We start from the raw sequence: 17,223 nt of genomic DNA on the forward strand, positions 1-17,223 counted from the left end.
GGGGGCGCCGTCCTGAGCGTCGGGCCCCTGCACCCCGCACTCGGTTCGCGCGCACCCGACTCCGCCTCGCGCCCTGTTGCGACCGGCCCCCGGCGCGGTCGACATGCCGGAGACGAGCGACGCCCCCGGCCGCAGGTGCGGCCGGGGGCGTCGGCGTTCACGGAGCGCTCCGCGCTCCGGACCCGTGCGGTCAGAGACCGATGGAGTCCAGGTAGGACGCTGCCACGTCCTTCGCATCCTTGCCTTCGACATCGACCTTCGCGTTGAGCTCGGCCATCTTGGTGTTGTCCAGCGAGTCGAGGATCGTGTTGGCAATCTTGTCGTACGTGTCGGCGTGCGCCTCGTAGACCTTGTCGCGGAAGGTGTAGGAGGCGTTGTACAGGATCATGACGCCCGGGTCGTTGACCAGGCTCAGGTTCAGGGCGCTGATGCGCCCGTCGGTCGTGAAGACCTCACCGAACTGGCACTCGCCCTGCGACGTCTGGGTGTAGATCAGACCCGTGTCCAGGATCTTGATCTGGCTCTGCGGCACCGAGTACCCGGTGGCGTTCTCGAACAGGATGAGCCCGTCCGGACGGTCCGGGAACTCGCTCTCCAGGCACAGCGTGGCGTCCGGGTTCGCCTTCAGGTAGTCGGCCATCGACTGGAAGTCGAAGCTGCCGTCGGGCTGCTTCTTGGCCAGGTCGCCGTTCGCCGCGAAGCCGTAGGTGTCGTTGAACTTCGACATCCCGACCCACTTGATCTGGTTCTTCTCAAGGTCCATCTTGGCGGTCTTGTCGAACAACGTCTGGGGGTCGTTGCTCGGGTCCTCCTGGCCAAGGTGCACGGTCCAGCCGGTGCCGTTGTAGTCCGGGTAGACGTCGATGTCCCCACTCATCAGTGCCTGGCGGTTGACGGACGTACCGCCGAGGTTGGTCTGGTCCGTGACGTTGGCGCCCTGGTGCTCGAGGGCCTGGACGAGCATCTCGCCGAGAAGGATGTTCTCGGTGAAGTTCTTCGAGCCGACGGTGATGCTCACGCCATCGAGCTCGTTGCCACCGGCCGAGCTGGACGTGCTCGAGTCGCCCCCCGCGGCGCTTGACGTGTCGGAGCTGCTGCTGCCGCTGGAGCACGCCGCGAGGCTGAGACTCGCGACGATGCCGAGACAGGAGATAAGTACGGACTTCTTACGGTTTCGCATCCTGTTCACCTTTGGTCGGGTTCAGAGCAATCCCGCGCAACGGGCCACACAGGGCCCCGGGCCTCACGTTGCCGGCCAACTCACAGGTGCACCTCTTGCGGCATCTCCCGCGAACACGAACGACAGCCAGACCCGGCTGCGGGGGTCTTCCAGCATACCGAGGGCTGTGGACGGGCCCCCGGGCAGGGAGGGCGATCAGGGAACCTGCGACCGGGTCGACACCTAACCGGTACCACATCGATATGCGCCAGCCCTGGACAAACGAGGCCTGATGTGCACAGGGGTACCTGCTCCGGCGCCTCGCCGGGGTCTCAAGTGTTCTGCGCCCTCTGTCCCGAGTCAATCCCCGCGGGAGGGCTTCGTCGTCGCGGACGCGTCACTCCGACCGCCCCCGACGCGGCCGGGTGGGCTGTCATCGCGGGCTCGTGACGACAGGCCGGCAAGGATCAGGTCGAGCCCCACGTCGAACGAGTCTGCGAACCGGTAACCCGGCTGCAGGACGTGCTCGACGGTGAACGCCACGAAGTGTGGGTAGCGATCCGTCGGCAGCGCCTCGGTGAGCTCGGAGGCGAGGTCGCCGAGCTCCTCTCCTCCGCCGAAGGGCAGCGCGGCCTCCTGGAGCGCGAAGCCGTAGACGAACGCGTCGAGCGTGGCGTACGCGTGGGCGGTCCACTGCCACGAGAGCCCTCCCTCGCGCAGGCAACGGATCACGGCGTCGTGGTGGGCCAGCGACAGCGGACCTGGTGACGTCCGGGACTCCATCAGCGGTGGTGCCCAGGGGTGGCGGCGAAGCACCTCCCGGGCGGAGCGGCACCGGCGGCGCATCGCCTCGGTCCAGGGCAGAGACGTCGGCGGGGCCTCGATCTCGCCGAACACCAGGTCGACGATGCCGTCGAGGATCTCCTCCTTGCCTGGCACGTGGTAGTAGATCGACATCGGCTTCGTGCCCAGCGCAGCGGCCAGGCGCCGCATCGTGAACGCCTCGACGCCGATCTCGTCGGCCAGCGCCAAGGCGCCCGCGAGCACGCGGTCCCGGGTCAGCGTGCGGTCGGCCATCGGTTCTCCTCCTCGTCACCGGCAGAGCCTTGACCATCGTACTAAGTACGGCTACCGTCAAGACGTTCTCGTACTAAGTACTACACGTCTATCGCCCAGGAGTGATCATGTCCACCACTACGGAGTCCGACACCGCGGTCCGATTCCCCCAGCCGGCCCCGCCGGCTGCGGCGGACCGGGCCGCCGGCGTCTTGCCTCGCCGCGCCGCCCGGGTCGCGGGGGTCGGCTACCTCGTCATCTACGTGCTGGCCGTGCTCGCGAACTTCGGCGTGCGCAACCGGCTCGTCGTCGACGGGGACGCGAGCGCGACCGCGGCGAACATCGCCGAGAACCTCGGGCTCTTCCGCCTCGGCCTGGTGGCGTTCCTGGCGGTCTTCCTCGTGGATCTCGTCATCGCCTGGGCGCTGCACGTGGCCCTGCGCCGGGTGCACCACGACCTGTCGATGCTCGCAGCGTGGTCCCGGCTGGCCTACAGCGTGATGCTGGGCGCGGGCCTGGTGTTCTTCGCCCAGGTGCCGGTCATGCTCGGCGGTGCGTACCCCGACGCGCTCGGGGCCGCGACCGATGCGCAGGTCATGCTCGCGGTGCGGTCGTTCGACGCCGCGTGGCTGATCGGGCTGGCCGTGTTCGGGCTGCATCTCGTGCTCGTGGCGGCGCTGCTGCTGCGCTCGGGGTACGCCCCGCGCGTCCTGGCTGCGCTGCTTGCGCTGGCGGGTGTCGCCTACCTCGCGGACACGGTCGCACACCTCGTGCTGCCCGACTACGGCGCCGTCGCGTCGGTGATGCTCGCGGTGGTCGCGCTGCCGTCCATGGTCGGCGAGGGCTGGTTCGGACTGTGGCTGCTGCGCACCCGGCGCCTGCCGGCCTGAGTCGCTGCTAGGTCAGGCTGATGCTGGTCGCCCCACCCGCGACCTCCTCGACGATGGTCGCGGCGCCGACGATGCTGGCCCCCTCGAGCAGGTGCTCGTCGGTGATCCCGCGCGGTCCGGTGCACGCGCTGCACAGCCAGATGGAGCCGCCCGAGGCCAGGAGGGTGTCGACCAGCTCCGCGACGGGCGTCATCCCCGGGGCGGTGACGTCGGTGGCGCCGCCCCGGGTGCCCAGCGGCACCGCGTCGCTCGTGCAGACCACGGTGACCGTGTGGCCCGAGACCGCAGCCGCACACGCCGCGTTGAACGGCACCGTGGCACGTTCCGGGTCGTCCGCACCGTGGCTGCAGGTGAACAGGAGTCGTGCCATGGGGTCCTCCGCCGTCGGGTGGCGCCAGTGTGGAGGACCCCGGGTGTCCGGTGCACGTCGGACCGGCGACCAGGGTCGGTGCCGTGGTCAGGTGGGCGGCCCGGCGCTGACGCGTTCGAGGAGCTCGGTGGGGCTGCCCCGTAGCCCGAACAGCGACTCGAACCACCACGTGGCGCCAGCCTCCTCGTACTGCGCAGGGAGGCGGTCGCCCGGCTCGGTCGTGCCGTTGACGGCGACATCCACCGGGGACGCGCCGTACCCGCGCAGCTCGTCGACGCGTTCGGCGATCCGTTCGGGTCCGACCAGGACTCGCCTGGCCTCGTCGATGCAGCCGGCGAACCAGCCGTCCCAGCGGGCCGCGCGCCGGAGTGCCGCACCGCTGCTCCCGCCGACCCACACCGGCACGTGGTCCTGGACGGGACCTGGGCACACCTGCACGGCCTCGGCGCGGTAGTGCGCGCCGGCATGGGTGACCGTCTCGCCGGCGAGCCATCTCGTGATCAGGGGGAGTGCCTCGTCGGTCATCGAGGCTCGGACTCGGGCGGCGGCACCGTCGCCCACCGGGTCCAGGTCCTCGTCCACCCCCAGGCCTGCGCCGAGCGTGACCCGCCCCTCGCTCAGCGCGTCGAGGGCGTGCAGCGTGCGGGCCAGCAGGTGCGGGCGGTACCGGGGCACGGGGGTCACGCCGGTCAGGAGTCTCAGCCGCGCCGTCCGCACCGCCACGGCCGCCAGCGTGACCCAGGGGTCGCCCACGCCTCCCCAGAAGTGCGCGTGGTCCCACACGGAGATGGCGTCCCACCCCGCGTCCTCGGCCGCGTGGGCGAGCTCCACCACCCGTCGTGGGTCGGTGTACTCGCCGAACGGCACGACCTCGATCCCGTACCGCATCATGCCTCCCAGGCGCCGCCCCCAGCGCCGACGACCCTAGGCCCGCCCACCGACACCCAAGCGGCACGCCCCGCCACCGCCCCGCCCGTCGAGATCGGGGGTGGGAATCCCCGGGCTCGGCGTAGCCCCGCGGGCTCGGCGCAGACCCGTAGGGGCGGATCAGGCGCTGATCGCGCCGTGCACCACCGCGAGGGTGCGGCTCGTCACCGCGTCGAGCGGCCGGCCGGCCAGCACGGCGTGCACCGCAGCCTGCACCACACCCATCAGGAGGTCCGTCGTGAGCTCCGGTTCGGCGACGTCGAGGTCGACGAGCGCCGCGCGCAGCGGTGCGGCCTGGTCGCGGTGCAGCTCCGCGAGCCGCGCGGTGCACTCCTCGGGTACGGCGTCCGCCGGTCCGGAGGTGAGCTCCGCCAGGGCCCGGTGGGTCGGGTCCGTGGCGGTCCGCAGCGCGGCCCGGACGAAGGCCTCGACACGGTCGGCCGGTTCGCCCGGGGTGGCGGCCGACGCGAGGTGCTCGGCGGAACGGGGCATGAGGTCTTCGACCAGGGCGGCGATCAGGGCGGCGGGGGAGTCGAAGTACTGGTAGACGCTCGACCGTGCCAGCCCGGCCGCACGTCCCACCGCGGTCAGCGTCAGCGACTCCAGACCGCCGGTGGCCACGAGCTCCTGGGCGGCACGCAGCAGGGCGGCCCGGCGCAGGCGGTGGTGCTCGGCCACCGTGGGGGCGTCGATCTTCGGCACGGGACCTCCTGTCCTGACGGGTCCGCCCGCTCGACTTGTTACCGACGCGCGCGTCGATAAGATGCCGACGTGAACGTCGACAAAACTACCGCACCCGCTCGACCCGCCCCTGCTCACCGCTGGTGGGCGCTCGCGGCGGTCGCGCTCGGAGTCTCGCTGATCATCATGGACGCCACGGTGGTGAACGTCGCACTGCCCGTCGTGATCGAGGACATCGGCCTCAGCGCCACCGAGGCCGAGTGGATGAACGCCGTCTACTCGCTCCTGTTCGCCGCCCTGCTGCTCACCCTGGGGAGGGTCGGCGACCTCTACGGGCGCCGTCGGCTCTTCGCGCTCGGGATGACGATCTTCGTGCTGGCCAGCCTCGCGGCCGGGGCCGCCGGTTCAGGTGCCCTGCTGATCGCCGCGCGGCTCGTGCAGGGCATCGGGGCGGCGATGATCCTGCCCGCGACGTTGTCCACCCTCAACGCGATCTTCGTCGGCCGGGAGCGGGCCATCGCCTTCGCGGTGTGGGGGTCCACGATCGGCGGCATGGCTGCCGTCGGCCCGCTGGTGGGTGGCTGGCTGACCACCGACGTCTCGTGGCGCTGGGCGTTCTGGCTGAGCGTCCCGGTGGGCATCGCGGTGCTGGCCGGCATCCTCACCGTGGTGCCGGAGACGAGGGACGAGAGCACCGAGCGGGGGCTCGACTGGGCGGGTGTGCTGCTGTCGGCCGTGGGCATGGGGGCGATCGTGTTCGCGCTCATCGAGAGCCGCACCTACGGGTGGTGGCGCCAGGGGTCCGGCACGCTGTCCCCCGTCCCGGTCGCGCTGACCGCTGGGGTCGCCCTCATGGTCGGGTTCGTGCTGGTGCAGCGCCGACGCCGCAGGACGGGGAAGGTCGTGCTCGTCGACCTGTCGCTGCTGGGCGTGCGGTCCTTCCGGTTCGGGTCCATCGCCGCGCTGATCGTCGCGCTGGGCGAGTTCGGGCTGATCTTCACCCTGCCGCTGCTGCTGCAGAACGCCCTCGGCTACTCCGCCCTGGGAACCGGATGGCTGATCGTCAGTCTCGCGATCGGCACGTTCCTGGTCTCCGGGGCGACCCCCGAGCTCACCGCCCGGCTGGGCGGCCGAGCAGTGGTCCGGATCGGCCTGGCGCTGGAGGCCGTCGCGGTCGGCGGCCTCGCCCTCACCCTGAGCCAGGGGCTCAGCGGCTGGGTGATCGCCGCGTGGCTGTTCGGGTACGGTGCCGGCGTCGGCATGGCCACGGCCCAGCTGACCAGCGTGATCCTCGCGGAGATCCCGGTCGCCGAGTCCGGGCAGGCCTCGGGCCTGCAGAGCACCTTCCGGCAGCTCGGGTCCGCCCTGGGGGTCGCCGTGCTCGGCACCCTCCTGCTCACCTCGCTCGGCACCACCACCAGCAGCCGGTTGGCCGACGCGGGCGTGCCCGCAGCCCAGCGCGAACCGGTGGTGCACGCGGTGACGAGCTCCGCCGGCTCGGCCATCCCCGGGCTGCAGGCCGACCCGGCCACCGCGACCGCCGGTGACACCGCCGCCGCCGCCCTGGTGCACGCGAGCAAGGTGACCACGGGCGGGGCAGCCATCGTCATCGCGGTCGGGCTCGCCGCCACCTGGGCGCTTCCGTACGTGCCCCCGACCCCGCGCGGCGCGGCCGCCGAGGCGGCGCGGGAGCCGCGCCGCCGTCGCCGCGCTCAGCCCATGTCGCGGTAGCGCTGCGCGCGGCCGGCGGCCTCGGCCAGGTCGCCGGCCGTGACCTGCCTCGGCGGCGCCGAGAACCAGTTGGCCGGGTCGGAGGCGTAGATCAGCCCGTACGCCGACGTGTCGCGCTGGGTGCGCCAGCCCTCGGCCAGCGGCCCCAGGTCGTACGCGTCGTACCCGATCTCGTCGAGCAGCCGCGTGACGGCCGCCTTGGCCTGAGCGTCGTCACCCGCGATCGCCAGGGCGCTGCGCTCCGGGCTCCCGGAGGGTCGCGCCAGCCCCGCGAGGTGCGGGTAGGCGATGTTGTTGAACACCTTCACCACGTGGCTGCCCGGCAGGTGCTCCTGGAGCAGCTCGGAGGTGGTGGTCGACTCCTCGTCGAGCTCCGGGATCTGCCCGTCGCGCTGCGGGTAGTAGTTCATGGTGTCCATGACCACCTTGCCGTCGAGCTCCGCCACCGGGACGTCGCGGTAGGCCTTGAGCGGGATGGTCACGACGGCGACGTCGCCCTCGGCGGCCGCGGTGCGTGCGTCCGCGGCGCGCGCGTGCGGTCCGAGCTCCGCGACCAGGTCCGCGAGGGTCTCCGGCCCTCGGCTGTTGCTCATCACGACGTCGTGCCCGGCGTCGACCGCCAGCCTGGCGACGGTGCTGCCGATGTTTCCGCTACCGATGAATCCCCATGTGGTCATACCTGCGGCAAGCGACGACGGGGTCGCGGAATTCCCGCCCTCGGCGCTCGGGATCGGCGGAGTGGGGTGCGAGGCGCGTCGCACGAGTGATCAACGGGCGGGAGCCTGGCGGCGCGATGCGCGAGCACGGCATGATCGACGGGTGCGACGACGCCGCGGGACGGCCTGGGTGGCCATGCTCGTGCTGTGTGCCGGCGTCCTCGGCGTCGCGGCCCCGACGGTCGCGGTCGCGTCCTGCGTCGCACCGCTGGTCTGGGTGGCTGCCGGGGAGGCCGAGCCGGTGGCCGCCGACGGCACGGTGGTGCTGCACGTCGAGGAACCGATGACCGTCTCGGGCGAGTGGTTCCGCAACGGTTGTGACGACACCGGGTCCGTCCAGATCGGCGGGCCGGGCTGCGGCGGACCCGTCGTCAGCCGGGGTGATACGGAGTCGCCGATGCGCGACGTCGCCGTGGTGCTCACCCAGGGGAGCCACCGCTGGGAGCTCGGCTCCGCGGACGCCGCCGGTGCCGCGGACCGCTACGCGCTGCGCTTCCACACGACGGTGCCGACGGACGCGGAGCCGGGTCCCGCGACGCTGGAGGTGGGCCCCGTGACCGTGAGCGTCCTGATCGAGCCGTGGCCTCAGGACGGCGGTTCCTAGCGCGGAGCGGTGACGCGGCTGCCCGGTCGGCGCGGTCGGGCGGGCCCCGGCGGGTGGCAGAGTTGCGCCGTGACGACTCCCGCGCTGGTCCAGGTGGAGGAGCTGCGGGCCGAGCTCGCATCGGGTGGTCGGCCCCTGCTGGTCGACGTCCGATGGGTGCTGGCCGGCTCCGACCACGAGAGCTACCTCCTCGGACACCTCCCCGGTGCGGTCTTCTGCGACCTGGACGCCGAGCTCGCGGCCCCTCCGGGCGACGGGGGTCGCCACCCGCTGCCCTCCTCGGCGCAGCTCACCGCGATGATGCAGCGGCTGGGGATCTCGCCGGACCGCGACGTCGTCGTCTACGACGGGGGTGCCGGTGGGCCGGCGGCGCGCGCCTGGTGGTGCCTGCGGTGGGTCGGTCACGAGGCCGTGCGGGTGCTGGACGGTGGCTATCAGGCCTGGGTCGGCGCCGGGGGCTGACCGAGACCTGCGAGGTCGTGCCCGAACCCACCGAGGACGTCGTCGTGCGCCCGGGCGCGATGCCCGTCGTGGACGCGGACCAGGTCCTGGCCGGTGGTCTGGGTCGGTTGCTGGACGCGCGGGCCGCGGAGCGGTTCCGTGGTGACGTCGAGCCGGTCGACCCGGTGGCCGGTCATATCCCGGGCGCGGTCAGCTGCCCCACCACGGCGGTGCAGCGTCCCGACGGCCGCTACCTGCCGCCCGACGAGGCCCGTGCGGCGCTGCTGCCCGACGGCGACCTCACGGGTGTGGTCGCCGCCTACTGCGGCTCCGGTGTCACCGCGTCCCAGCTGGTCCTGGCCGGGCGCGACGCCAACGTCGAGATCGCCCTGTACCCGGGCTCCTGGTCGCACTGGGTGCGGGATCCCCGCCGCCCGATCGCCACCGGCGACTGACGGTCAGCGGCGGGCGGCGCGGGCCTTGGCCGCGGCACGCAGCAGCGCGGCCGCTCGCGCCGACCGGCTGGGACCGACGTTGGCCGACCGTACGATCCGGCCGATCGCGACGAGCATCCCGACGCTCGTGAGCCCGGCCACCGCCATGATGCGGACGGGGTCGACCGCCGGGATCCACCGCACCTGGCTGCCGGTCACGACGTACACGCCGACAGGGCGGGCGTGCACCGCGAAGCCACCGCCCTCACCGTCGTCGCCGCGCGCGTTCTTGCCGCCGCCGCCCCCGGCGCTGCCGTAGACCTTGGCCACGGGCACGACGGTCCGGTCGCCCCGCTCGATCGGTTCGCCGAACACGCGGCGCACCGTGAGGGCATCGCGGACGCCCTGCATCATCTCGTCGACGTTCACGTGAGTCTCCTCCGCTCGGCGCGGGTGCGCCGTGGCGGTCCAGTCTGGCGTGCGGCAGCCGTGCAGGCGAGGGCCGTGCGACCCGGGACCTCACTCGGCGGGCGTCAGGCGGAGCGTCTGGAGGCGCCGGACGCCCAGCACCACTGCGCCCACCGTGACGACGCCGAGCAGCACGAGCGCGGCGGGCAGTGCGACGTCCGAGGTCACCCCCCACGGACCGGCGTCGCCCCCCAGCGTCCGTTCTCCCGCCGCGAGGGCCCACTGCCGGACGCTGACGTCCCGGACCCCGGGCACGTAACCGCCGAGCACCGACTCCCACAGCAGCGCGTACAGCAGCCCGAGGATGACCGCGTTGCGGGTCACCACCGACAGTGCGACGAAGATCGCCACGTAGGCCAGCGCCGCGAGCGCGGCGGTGACCCCCACCCCCAGCGCGAGTCGCGCACCCTCGTCGCCCGCGACCTCCACGGCGAGCACGGTGGGCAGCACCGCGAACACCAGCGCCGCGCCCCACGCGACCACGAGCTTCGACAGCAGGATCGTGCGCCGGGCAACGGGCTTGGCCAGCAGGTACACGATGGAGCCGTCGTCGATCTCGGAGCCGATCACCCCGGTGCCGATCAGCAGGCAGGTCAGCGGCAGCAGCGTGCCCAGGCCCAGCCCGTCGACCAGCGGCACGGTCTGGGCCGGGTCCGCGCCCGAGGCCCAGCGCACCAGGCCCGCCAGACCCACCAGCAGCAGCGGCAGCAGTACCAGAAGCACGGACCGGCGCCGGCCGAGCAGGCCGCGCAGGGTCAGGGACATCACGACGGGGTTCATCGGGCCACCAGGTAGGCGAAGACGCTCTCCAGCGACTCGTCGGCGGGAGAGACCTCGAGCAGTCGGACGCCGTGCTCGCGCGCGAGTCGAGGCAGGGCGTGCACGAACGCCCCCAGGTCCGGAGCCTGCACCGCGAGCGTGCCGGCGGTCAGGTCGACGGTGTCCGCGCAGCCGTCGGCGATGATCGCAGCCGCGAGGCGACGGTCGTCGCTCGAGGAGATCGTGTACTGGTGCGGCCGTTCCGTCATCAGACGGCGGATCCGCCGGAAGTCGCCCGACGCGGCGTGCCGGCCGGCCACCAGCACCTCGATGGTCCCGGCGATCTCCTCGACCTCCTCGAGGATGTGGCTGGAGAACAGCACCGTGCGGCCCTGGTCGCCGAGCCTGTGCAGCAGGTCCATCAGGTGCAGGCGCTGGCGCGGGTCCATCCCCGTGAAGGGCTCGTCCAGCAGCAGGACCGACGGGTCGTGCACCAGGGCCGTGGCCATCTTGACGCGCTGCTTCATGCCCTTGGAGTAGGTGGCCACCTCCCGGTCCTTGGCGTCCGTCATGCCCACGGTCTCCAGCGCGGCGCGGGCGGCAGCGGTGGGGTCCGCCAGGCGGTGCAGCCGGGCGTTCGCCAGCACCAGCTGCCAGCCGGTGACCATGTCGTACATCGCCTCGGTCTCCGGCACGAGGCCGATCTGGCGGTAGATGCCGGGGTGGCGCCACACCGGGGCGCCGTCCAGGGTGACCGTGCCCGTCGACGGCGCGAGGAAGCCGCCCATCATCGCGATCAGGGTGGACTTCCCGGCGCCGTTGGGGCCGAGCAGCCCGGTCACCCCGGGGCCGACGGTCATCGTCACGTCGTTGACCGCCACCACGTTGCCGTACCAGCGCGATACACGGTCCAGGACGAGCGTGCTCACAGCCCACCGCCCTTCCGGTAGCGCCGGACCAGGAGCGCGAGACCGCCCGCGACCACGGCCGCGAGGATCGCGGCCAGGACGAGCGCGCCACCCACACCGGCCGGGTAGGTCATGCCATCGGCCGCGCCCACGCCCAGCACACGCACCGCCAGGGCGTCGACCAACCGGTACGGGTCGAGCACGGGCAGGTAGGACGCCAGCGCGTCGTACCCGCGCTCCGACGCGATCGCGGTGAGCAGCTGGGCCACGCCGGTGATCACCACCAGGCCGGTGATGATCGCGGCGACCCCCAGGCCGCGCCGCGGGGTGACCGCGGCGACCACCAGGCCGATCACCGCGAGGAGCACGGACAGCACCGCCGCGGTGACCAGCCCCCCGGCCCAGCCACCGAGCTGGTCGCCCACCGGCAGCTTCGCCAGCAGCGCACCCACCAGCAGCAGCGTCTCGGCCGACGCGAGCACCGCGAACAGCGCCAGGCTCAGCCCCGCGACCTTGGCCAGCACGTAGTCCGCGCGGGTCATCGGGCGGGACAGGTACAGCGGCATCACGCCGTGCCGCAGGTCCCGCGACACGCAGTACGGCGCCGCGCCGGCCACGAAGAGCGTCACGACCAGCTGCATCGCCACGGGGTAGGCCGTGTAGGACAACGGCAGCTCCCGGCTGCGGGTCAGGAGCACGGACAGCGCGAGCACCAGCGGTGGTGCGAGCAGGATGCCGATCAGCACCCACGGCATGATCTTGGACCGGGCGGGTCTGCCGAGCCCGAACACCCCGCGCACGGTCTCCACCAGCAGCGAGCGCACCACCCACCCGCGGCCGAGCCGCGGCCCGTCGTAGTGCCGGAAACCGAGGTCGTGGATGACGTCTCCCGCTGGGCCGGGGTCACCGGGCGGCACGGGTGCACCGATGGGTTCAACGCCGGACATCGGTGACCTCCTGCTCCCGGAACATCTCGGTCAGGTGGTGGCGCCGCCGCTGCATGCGCACCAGGCCCACGCCCAGGTCGGCAGCGCCGCCCTGCACGGCGTCCAGGACCGCGTCGTCGGTGGGTTCGACGGTGAACGACTGCCCGCCGCCCTCGGCCACCCGGGCGCCGATCGCCCTGAGCCGCGCGACCAGCTCGTCGGCGCGGTCGGTCACCTCCACCAGGATCACCCCGCTGAGCCGCGTCGCGTCCGCGGTGGACGTCGAGCGCTGCAGCACGCCGCCATCGATCACCACGAGGTGGTCGGCGATGCGCTCCAGCTCGCCCAGCAGGTGCGAGGTCACCAGCACGGAGATCCCGAAGTCCGTGCTGATCCGCTGGATCAGGCCGAGCATCTCGTCCCGGCCCGCCGGGTCCAGGCCGTTCGTCGGCTCGTCGAGGAGCACCAGACGCGGGTCGTGCACGAGCGCCTGGGCGAGCTTCACGCGCTGCTTCATGCCGGTGGAGTACCCGCCGATCGGCCGGTAGCGCTCCTCGTGCAGCCCGACGTGGCGCAGGGTGTCCGCGGTGCGCTCGCGGGCGACCTCGGCCGGCAGCCCGGACATCCGGGCCAGGTGCACCACGAGCTCGGTGGCCGAGACGTCCGGGGGCAGGCACTCGCTCTCCGGCATGTAGCCGACGAGGCGCCGGATCGCCGGGCCGTCGGTGCCGCAGTCCAGGCCGAGCACCTCGGCCCGCCCGGAGGTGGGTCGCAGCAGCCCGAGCAGGATCTTGATGAGGGTGGACTTGCCGGCGCCGTTCGCGCCGACCAGGCCGACCACGCCGCGCGGCATCGTCACGTCGAGCCGGGAGAGAGCGGTCACCGGCCCGAACGTCCGGGTCAGCTCGTGGGTGGCGACAGCCTGAGCGGCGGCGGGTTCGCGGCCGGTGGTCTGCATGGAAGTGATCGTGGCGCACGCGTGCCCCCGACCACTATGAGGGAGGTCCCTGACCCGACCCTGAGCGACGCCCGGTCATGCCCTCGCGGGACGGCCCGCGCTCCGCGATCCTCGAGGCGTGAGGCTCGTGCTGCGTCCCGAGGAGCGACGCGACCACCGCGCGGTGGAGGTCCTGACCCGCGACGCGTTCTGGGGCACCAGCGGCCCGCGCTGCGACGAGCACCTGCTGGTGCGCCGGCTGCGGTCCGCGCCGTCGTTCGTGCGCGAGCTCGACGTGGTCGCGGAGGAGGACGGTGAGCTCGTCGGCCACGTGGTCTACTCGCGAGCCTGGGTGCAGGGCCCGCGGGCCCGGCACGAGGTCCTGACGTTCGGGCCGCTCAGCGTGCTCCCGTCCCATCAGGGACAGGGCGTGGGTTCCGCGCTGATGCGGCACACCTTGGCGCGAGCCGCCCGGCTGGGGCACCGCGCGGTCGTCGTGTACGGGCACCCGGACTACTACCCCCGCTTCGGGTTCGTCCGGGCCGCGAGCGTGGGGATCACCGCGCCGGGCGGCGCGACGTTCGATGCGCTGATGGCGCTCGCCCTCACGGCCGGGGGCCTGGACGGCGTGCACGGGGAGTTCCACGAGGACCCGGTGTTCCGTCTCGACCCGTCCGAGGTCGCCGCGTTCGACGCCACGTTCCCTGCCCGGGCCGACGCCCCGGCGCAGCCGCTCGCCGGCCTCGCCGGGCAGGTGCCGGACCGCCTCCTGGTGGCGTTGCGCGCACGCGGGATCGACGACCTGCGCGGCTTGCGGCGGTTCAGCCGCGCGGAGCTGTCGGCCTGGCCCGGCGTCGGGTCCGACGGTGCCGACCTGCTCAGGGACCTTGTGCTCACGCCACGCGCCCGCTGACGGCGTACCTCGGAAGAGGAACGTCGAGAGGAGGGGTCATGGACGTCTCGGTGCGCGAGATCGACGAGCAGCCGATGCTCGGGATGCACGGTGTCGTCGCGGTGCAGGACCTACCGGAGTTCTTCGGGCGGGCGTTCACCGCGGTGGCCGCGGCGCTGGAGGGACAGGGGCTCGAACCCGCCGGGCCGCCCGTCGCGGTCTACGACGCGGCCGTGGGGGCGACCGCCACGGTGACCGCGGGGTTCCCCACGACGGTGCCGGCCGACGCCCCGGAGGGACTGGTCGCCGAGGTGCTGCCCGGGGGCCGGGTCGCCGAGCTGGTGCACTGCGGCCGCTACGACGCGATGGAGACCACCTACGCCGCGCTGATGGCCTGGTTCGCGCAGCACGGCGTGCACGGCGGCCCGGTCATGTGGGAGCAGTACCTGGTGGGTCCGGACGCGTCGCCCGACCCGTGCGACTGGCGCACCCGGGTGGTCTGGCCGGTGGTCGGCGCCCTGGTGTCCGGGTGAGGGTCAGCTCGGTCGGCTGAGCCGGTCGAGCACGCCCAGCAGCAGGGCCTCGCGGACCGGTGCGGGGGCGGCGTCCAGCACGGCGTTCACGGCGGCCATCCGGTCCGGCAGCGCCAGGTCCCCGTCCTCGTCGGCCAACCCGGCCATCCGCAGCAGGCCTGCGAAGGCCGACTCGTCCAGGGACGCCGGGTCCAGGGTGGCGACGGCGTCGGCGAGCTGTGCCGGGACCCTCACGGGTCCGGCGTCCTGCGCGGCGGCGACCGACGCGCGCAGGGCGTCGACGAACTCCGGGACGCTCGGGGCCGTCGCCGCGCTGAGCGTGAGATGCAGCGTGGCGGGCATGTCCCGGAACGTCATCTGCGGCTGCACGAACCATCCGCGGGTGAGCATCTCGTCGGCGAGCGTGAACACGTCGCAGGACCCGTCCGTGACGAGCGTGAGCAGCGTCGCGTCGGGCGGGACCACCACGGACAGCGCCGGGATCTGCGCCACCGCGTCGGCGAGCTCCAGGGTCGCGCGGCGCGCGGCGCCCACCAGCCGCCGGTAGCCCTCGTCGCCGATGTGGTGCACCACGGCCCAGGCCGCAGCGAGCGGCCCGCCTGACTTGGTGGACTGCACCGTCGAGTTGAGCATCGTGTAGCCCGGCCAGCTGGCCGAGGCGAACAGCTGGGTGCGGCGCAGAGCCGCGTCACGGTGCAGCAGCAAGGAGACGCCCTTGGGGGTGTAGGCGTACTTGTGCAGGTCGACGCTCATGCTGGTGACGCCGGGGACGGCGAAGGTCCAGGGCTCGACGTGGTCCAGGTACGGCAGCACCCACCCGCCGATGCACGCGTCGACGTGGCACCGGACCCCGCGCTCCGCCGCTGCGGCCGCGATCTGCGGCACGGGGTCGATCACGCCGTGCGCGTAGGACGGCGCCGACGCCACCACCAGCACCGTCGTGTCGTCGATCGCCGCCGCCATGGCCGCGGGGTCCGCGCGATAGGTGACGGGGTCGACGTCCACCAGGACCGGCCGCACGCCGAAGTAGTGGGCTGCCTTGTGGAAGGCGGCGTGCGCGGTGGTGGGCAGGACCATCGACGGCCGCGCGATGTCCGGCCGGGCGTCCCGGGCCGCCAGCACGGCGAGCAGCAGCGACTCGGTACCACCGGACGTCGCCGAGCCGACGAACCCGTCGGGTGCGTCGAGCAGCCGGCCCGCCCAGGCGACCAGGTCGTTCTCCATGCGCAGCAGGGACGGGAACGCGGTGGGGTCCAGCCCGTTGGAGGCGGCGAACAGCTGGAGGGCCTCCAGGCCGATCGCGTCCGCCTGTGCCAGCCCCGAGTCGTAGACGTAGGCCAGTGTCCGACCGCCGTGCGCGGGCAGGTCGTGCGCGCGCAGAGCCTGAAGTCGCTGCAGGATCTCCGCACGCCCCCAGCCACCTGCCGGCGTCCCGACGTCACCGCTCATGTCGCCACCTCCCGTGCTCGTCGCACCTCGTCCTCGTCCAAGCCGTACCGGGTCACGACGATCAGCGACAGCGCGACCAGCACGGCGGGGACCACGGTGAACCCCCAGCCGATCGCGGTCAGCGCGGACGCAGGCTGCGTGACGTCACCCGTGGTCGAGGACACGTAGCCGCCCACGCCCAGGACCGCCGCGTATACGAACGGCCCGAACGCCAGGCCCAGCGTCTCGCCCGCGGTCCATACCCCGGTGTACACGCCGACCCGGTTGTGACCGGTGCGCAGTGCATCCACGGCCGCGGCGTCCGCGAGCATCGACAGCGGGAACATCTGGCAGCCTGCGTAGCCGACGCCCGCCGCCGCCAACGTGACCGGGACGAGCGCGTCGGCCAGGTGCAGTGCGCCCAGCGTCGACAGCGCGCCGCCCCCCAGCAGGACCGAAGCCACGACGAACCCGGTGCGCTTGTCCCGGGACGCCGCGTACCGCTGCCACAGCGGGGTGACCAGCAGCGCCGGTCCTACGAAGCAGACGAACAGCACGGTGGACATCCCGGAGCCGCCCAACAGCTCGCGGGACACGTAGTCCACCCCGGCGAGCATCGCCCCGGTGGCCAGGGCCTGGATGACGAACCCGGTCAGCAGGATCCGGAAGTCCCTCGCGGCGGCGACCACGCGCAGCTGCTCGCGCAGGCTGGTGCCCGCGGTGCCGTAGGAGTCCACCGGCGCGCGGCGGGTCCCCCACCACGCTCCCAGCGTTCCGGTGGCGATGAGCACGCCGACGAAGATGCCGACGCCCCGGTAGCCCCAGTCCGGGCCGAGCTGGTTGCGGATCATCGGGGACAGGCCTCCACTGACCAGGATCGCCAGCGCGAGGATCGCCACCCGCCAGCTCATCAGGCGCGTGCGCTCGGCGTAGTCGTCGGTCAGCTCGGCGGGCATCGCCACGTAGGGCACCTGGAAGAACGCGTAGGCCGTCGCGCACGCCAGGAACAGCACCACGACCCAGCCGGCCGCGATGCCGCGCGGGGACGTCGGCCCGGAGAACAGCAGCACGAAGAGCACCGCAAGGGTCAGGCCCGCGCGCAGCAGGAACGGGCGGCGACGCCCGGCGGGGCTCGTCGAGCGGTCGCTCACGCCACCGGCCACCGGGTTCATCAGCACGTCCCAGGCCTTGGGCAGGAGCACGATCACCCCGGCGAGGCCGGCCGCCACCCCCAGCCGGTCGGTGAGGTAGGGCAGCAGGAGCAGCCCGGGGACGGTCCCGAACGCGCCCGTCGCGACGGAGCCCAGCCCGTATCCCCGCCGCGCTGCGGGGTCCAGCGTCCGCGCCATGGGCCAGGACCCTA

20 protein-coding genes are annotated in these 17,223 nt (G+C 73.1%); 7 read left to right on the forward strand and 13 right to left on the reverse strand.

Annotated features, from left to right (window positions below):
• Nucleotides 1-190 precede the first annotated feature (190 nt).
• Both Q6348_RS04035 and Q6348_RS04040 read right to left on the reverse strand, forming a co-directional pair.
• A complete protein-coding gene (locus tag Q6348_RS04035; RefSeq protein WP_304600035.1) occupies nt 191-1,180 on the reverse strand; it encodes a glycine betaine ABC transporter substrate-binding protein in 990 nt (329 codons plus the stop codon).
• Between the two features lie 339 nt (nt 1,181-1,519).
• Complete coding sequence (locus tag Q6348_RS04040; protein ID WP_304600036.1) at nt 1,520-2,236, reverse strand: TetR/AcrR family transcriptional regulator; 717 nt, start codon at nt 2,234-2,236, stop codon at nt 1,520-1,522.
• A gap of 107 nt (nt 2,237-2,343) precedes the next feature.
• On the opposite strand from Q6348_RS04040, the gene Q6348_RS04045 reads away from it, so the two are divergent.
• A complete protein-coding gene (locus Q6348_RS04045) occupies nt 2,344-3,105 on the forward strand; it encodes a DUF4386 domain-containing protein (protein WP_304600037.1) in 762 nt (253 codons plus the stop codon).
• 7 nt (nt 3,106-3,112) lie between these two features.
• On the opposite strand, the gene Q6348_RS04050 is transcribed toward Q6348_RS04045, so the two are convergent.
• The 3 genes from Q6348_RS04050 to Q6348_RS04060 form a co-directional block, all read right to left on the reverse strand.
• Nucleotides 3,113-3,475 (reverse strand): DsrE family protein, encoded by a 363-nt coding sequence (locus Q6348_RS04050; protein WP_304600038.1) that lies wholly within the window; start codon nt 3,473-3,475, stop codon nt 3,113-3,115.
• Between the two features lie 87 nt (nt 3,476-3,562).
• Nucleotides 3,563-4,363, reverse strand: a complete 801-nt coding sequence (locus Q6348_RS04055) for an LLM class flavin-dependent oxidoreductase (RefSeq protein ID WP_304600039.1) — start codon at nt 4,361-4,363, stop codon at nt 3,563-3,565.
• Between the two features lie 159 nt (nt 4,364-4,522).
• Complete coding sequence (locus Q6348_RS04060) at nt 4,523-5,104, reverse strand: TetR/AcrR family transcriptional regulator (RefSeq protein ID WP_304600040.1); 582 nt, start codon at nt 5,102-5,104, stop codon at nt 4,523-4,525.
• Nucleotides 5,105-5,173: 69 nt separating this feature from the next.
• On the opposite strand from Q6348_RS04060, the gene Q6348_RS04065 reads away from it, so the two are divergent.
• Entirely contained in the window at nt 5,174-6,814 is a 1,641-nt protein-coding gene (locus tag Q6348_RS04065; RefSeq protein ID WP_304600041.1) for an MFS transporter, read from the forward strand.
• On the opposite strand, the gene Q6348_RS04070 is transcribed toward Q6348_RS04065, so the two are convergent.
• The gene (locus Q6348_RS04070) at nt 6,796-7,491 is read right to left on the reverse strand and encodes an NADPH-dependent F420 reductase (RefSeq protein WP_304600042.1); all 696 of its coding nucleotides are present in this window, start codon (nt 7,489-7,491) and stop codon (nt 6,796-6,798) included. The two genes, Q6348_RS04065 and Q6348_RS04070, sit on opposite strands and share 19 nt — an antisense overlap.
• Before the next feature lie 142 nt (nt 7,492-7,633).
• Between Q6348_RS04070 and Q6348_RS04075 the strand changes: the two genes are divergently transcribed.
• The 3 genes from Q6348_RS04075 to Q6348_RS04085 all read left to right on the forward strand — a co-directional run bounded on the left by Q6348_RS04075 (nt 7,634) and on the right by Q6348_RS04085 (nt 9,030).
• Nucleotides 7,634-8,134: a hypothetical protein gene (locus tag Q6348_RS04075; protein WP_304600043.1), complete on the forward strand. Its 501-nt coding sequence runs from the start codon at nt 7,634-7,636 to the stop codon at nt 8,132-8,134.
• A 69-nt stretch (nt 8,135-8,203) separates the two neighbouring features.
• Nucleotides 8,204-8,596: a sulfurtransferase gene (locus Q6348_RS04080; RefSeq protein WP_304600044.1), complete on the forward strand. Its 393-nt coding sequence runs from the start codon at nt 8,204-8,206 to the stop codon at nt 8,594-8,596.
• A 17-nt stretch (nt 8,597-8,613) separates the two neighbouring features.
• Nucleotides 8,614-9,030, forward strand: coding sequence for a sulfurtransferase (locus Q6348_RS04085; protein ID WP_304600045.1), 417 nt, complete (start codon nt 8,614-8,616; stop codon nt 9,028-9,030).
• 3 nt (nt 9,031-9,033) lie between these two features.
• Here Q6348_RS04085 and Q6348_RS04090 read toward each other — a convergent pair whose 3' ends face one another.
• The 5 genes from Q6348_RS04090 to Q6348_RS04110 all read right to left on the reverse strand — a co-directional run bounded on the left by Q6348_RS04090 (nt 9,034) and on the right by Q6348_RS04110 (nt 13,028).
• Complete coding sequence (locus Q6348_RS04090; RefSeq protein ID WP_304600046.1) at nt 9,034-9,438, reverse strand: GerW family sporulation protein; 405 nt, start codon at nt 9,436-9,438, stop codon at nt 9,034-9,036.
• Between the two features lie 90 nt (nt 9,439-9,528).
• On the reverse strand, nt 9,529-10,257 hold the full coding sequence (locus Q6348_RS04095) for an ABC transporter permease subunit (RefSeq protein WP_304600047.1): 729 nt from the start codon (nt 10,255-10,257) through the stop codon (nt 9,529-9,531).
• The gene (locus Q6348_RS04100) at nt 10,254-11,165 is read right to left on the reverse strand and encodes an ABC transporter ATP-binding protein (protein ID WP_304600048.1); all 912 of its coding nucleotides are present in this window, start codon (nt 11,163-11,165) and stop codon (nt 10,254-10,256) included. The genes Q6348_RS04095 and Q6348_RS04100 overlap by 4 nt, the downstream gene beginning before the upstream one ends.
• Nucleotides 11,162-12,091, reverse strand: coding sequence for an ABC transporter permease subunit (locus Q6348_RS04105; RefSeq protein ID WP_304600049.1), 930 nt, complete (start codon nt 12,089-12,091; stop codon nt 11,162-11,164). The genes Q6348_RS04100 and Q6348_RS04105 overlap by 4 nt, the downstream gene beginning before the upstream one ends.
• The gene (locus tag Q6348_RS04110; protein WP_304600050.1) at nt 12,078-13,028 is read right to left on the reverse strand and encodes an ABC transporter ATP-binding protein; all 951 of its coding nucleotides are present in this window, start codon (nt 13,026-13,028) and stop codon (nt 12,078-12,080) included. Before Q6348_RS04110 ends, Q6348_RS04105 begins: the two co-directional genes overlap by 14 nt.
• Nucleotides 13,029-13,146: 118 nt before the next feature.
• Here Q6348_RS04110 and Q6348_RS04115 point away from each other — a divergent pair, with 118 nt between their 5' ends.
• On the forward strand, nt 13,147-13,920 hold the full coding sequence (locus Q6348_RS04115) for a GNAT family N-acetyltransferase (RefSeq protein WP_304600051.1): 774 nt from the start codon (nt 13,147-13,149) through the stop codon (nt 13,918-13,920).
• Nucleotides 13,921-13,958: 38 nt separating this feature from the next.
• A complete protein-coding gene (locus Q6348_RS04120) occupies nt 13,959-14,432 on the forward strand; it encodes a GyrI-like domain-containing protein (protein WP_304600052.1) in 474 nt (157 codons plus the stop codon).
• 3 nt (nt 14,433-14,435) lie between these two features.
• Here Q6348_RS04120 and Q6348_RS04125 read toward each other — a convergent pair whose 3' ends face one another.
• Together Q6348_RS04125 and Q6348_RS04130 are read right to left on the reverse strand one after the other, a co-directional pair.
• Nucleotides 14,436-15,881: a pyridoxal phosphate-dependent decarboxylase family protein gene (locus Q6348_RS04125; protein WP_304600053.1), complete on the reverse strand. Its 1,446-nt coding sequence runs from the start codon at nt 15,879-15,881 to the stop codon at nt 14,436-14,438.
• A complete protein-coding gene (locus Q6348_RS04130; RefSeq protein WP_304600054.1) occupies nt 15,878-17,209 on the reverse strand; it encodes an MFS transporter in 1,332 nt (443 codons plus the stop codon). The genes Q6348_RS04125 and Q6348_RS04130 overlap by 4 nt, the downstream gene beginning before the upstream one ends.
• Between the last annotated feature and the right edge of the window lie 14 nt (nt 17,210-17,223).

Source organism: Actinotalea lenta, from assembly GCF_030586465.1.
Lineage (GTDB): Bacteria > Actinomycetota > Actinomycetes > Actinomycetales > Cellulomonadaceae > Actinotalea > Actinotalea lenta.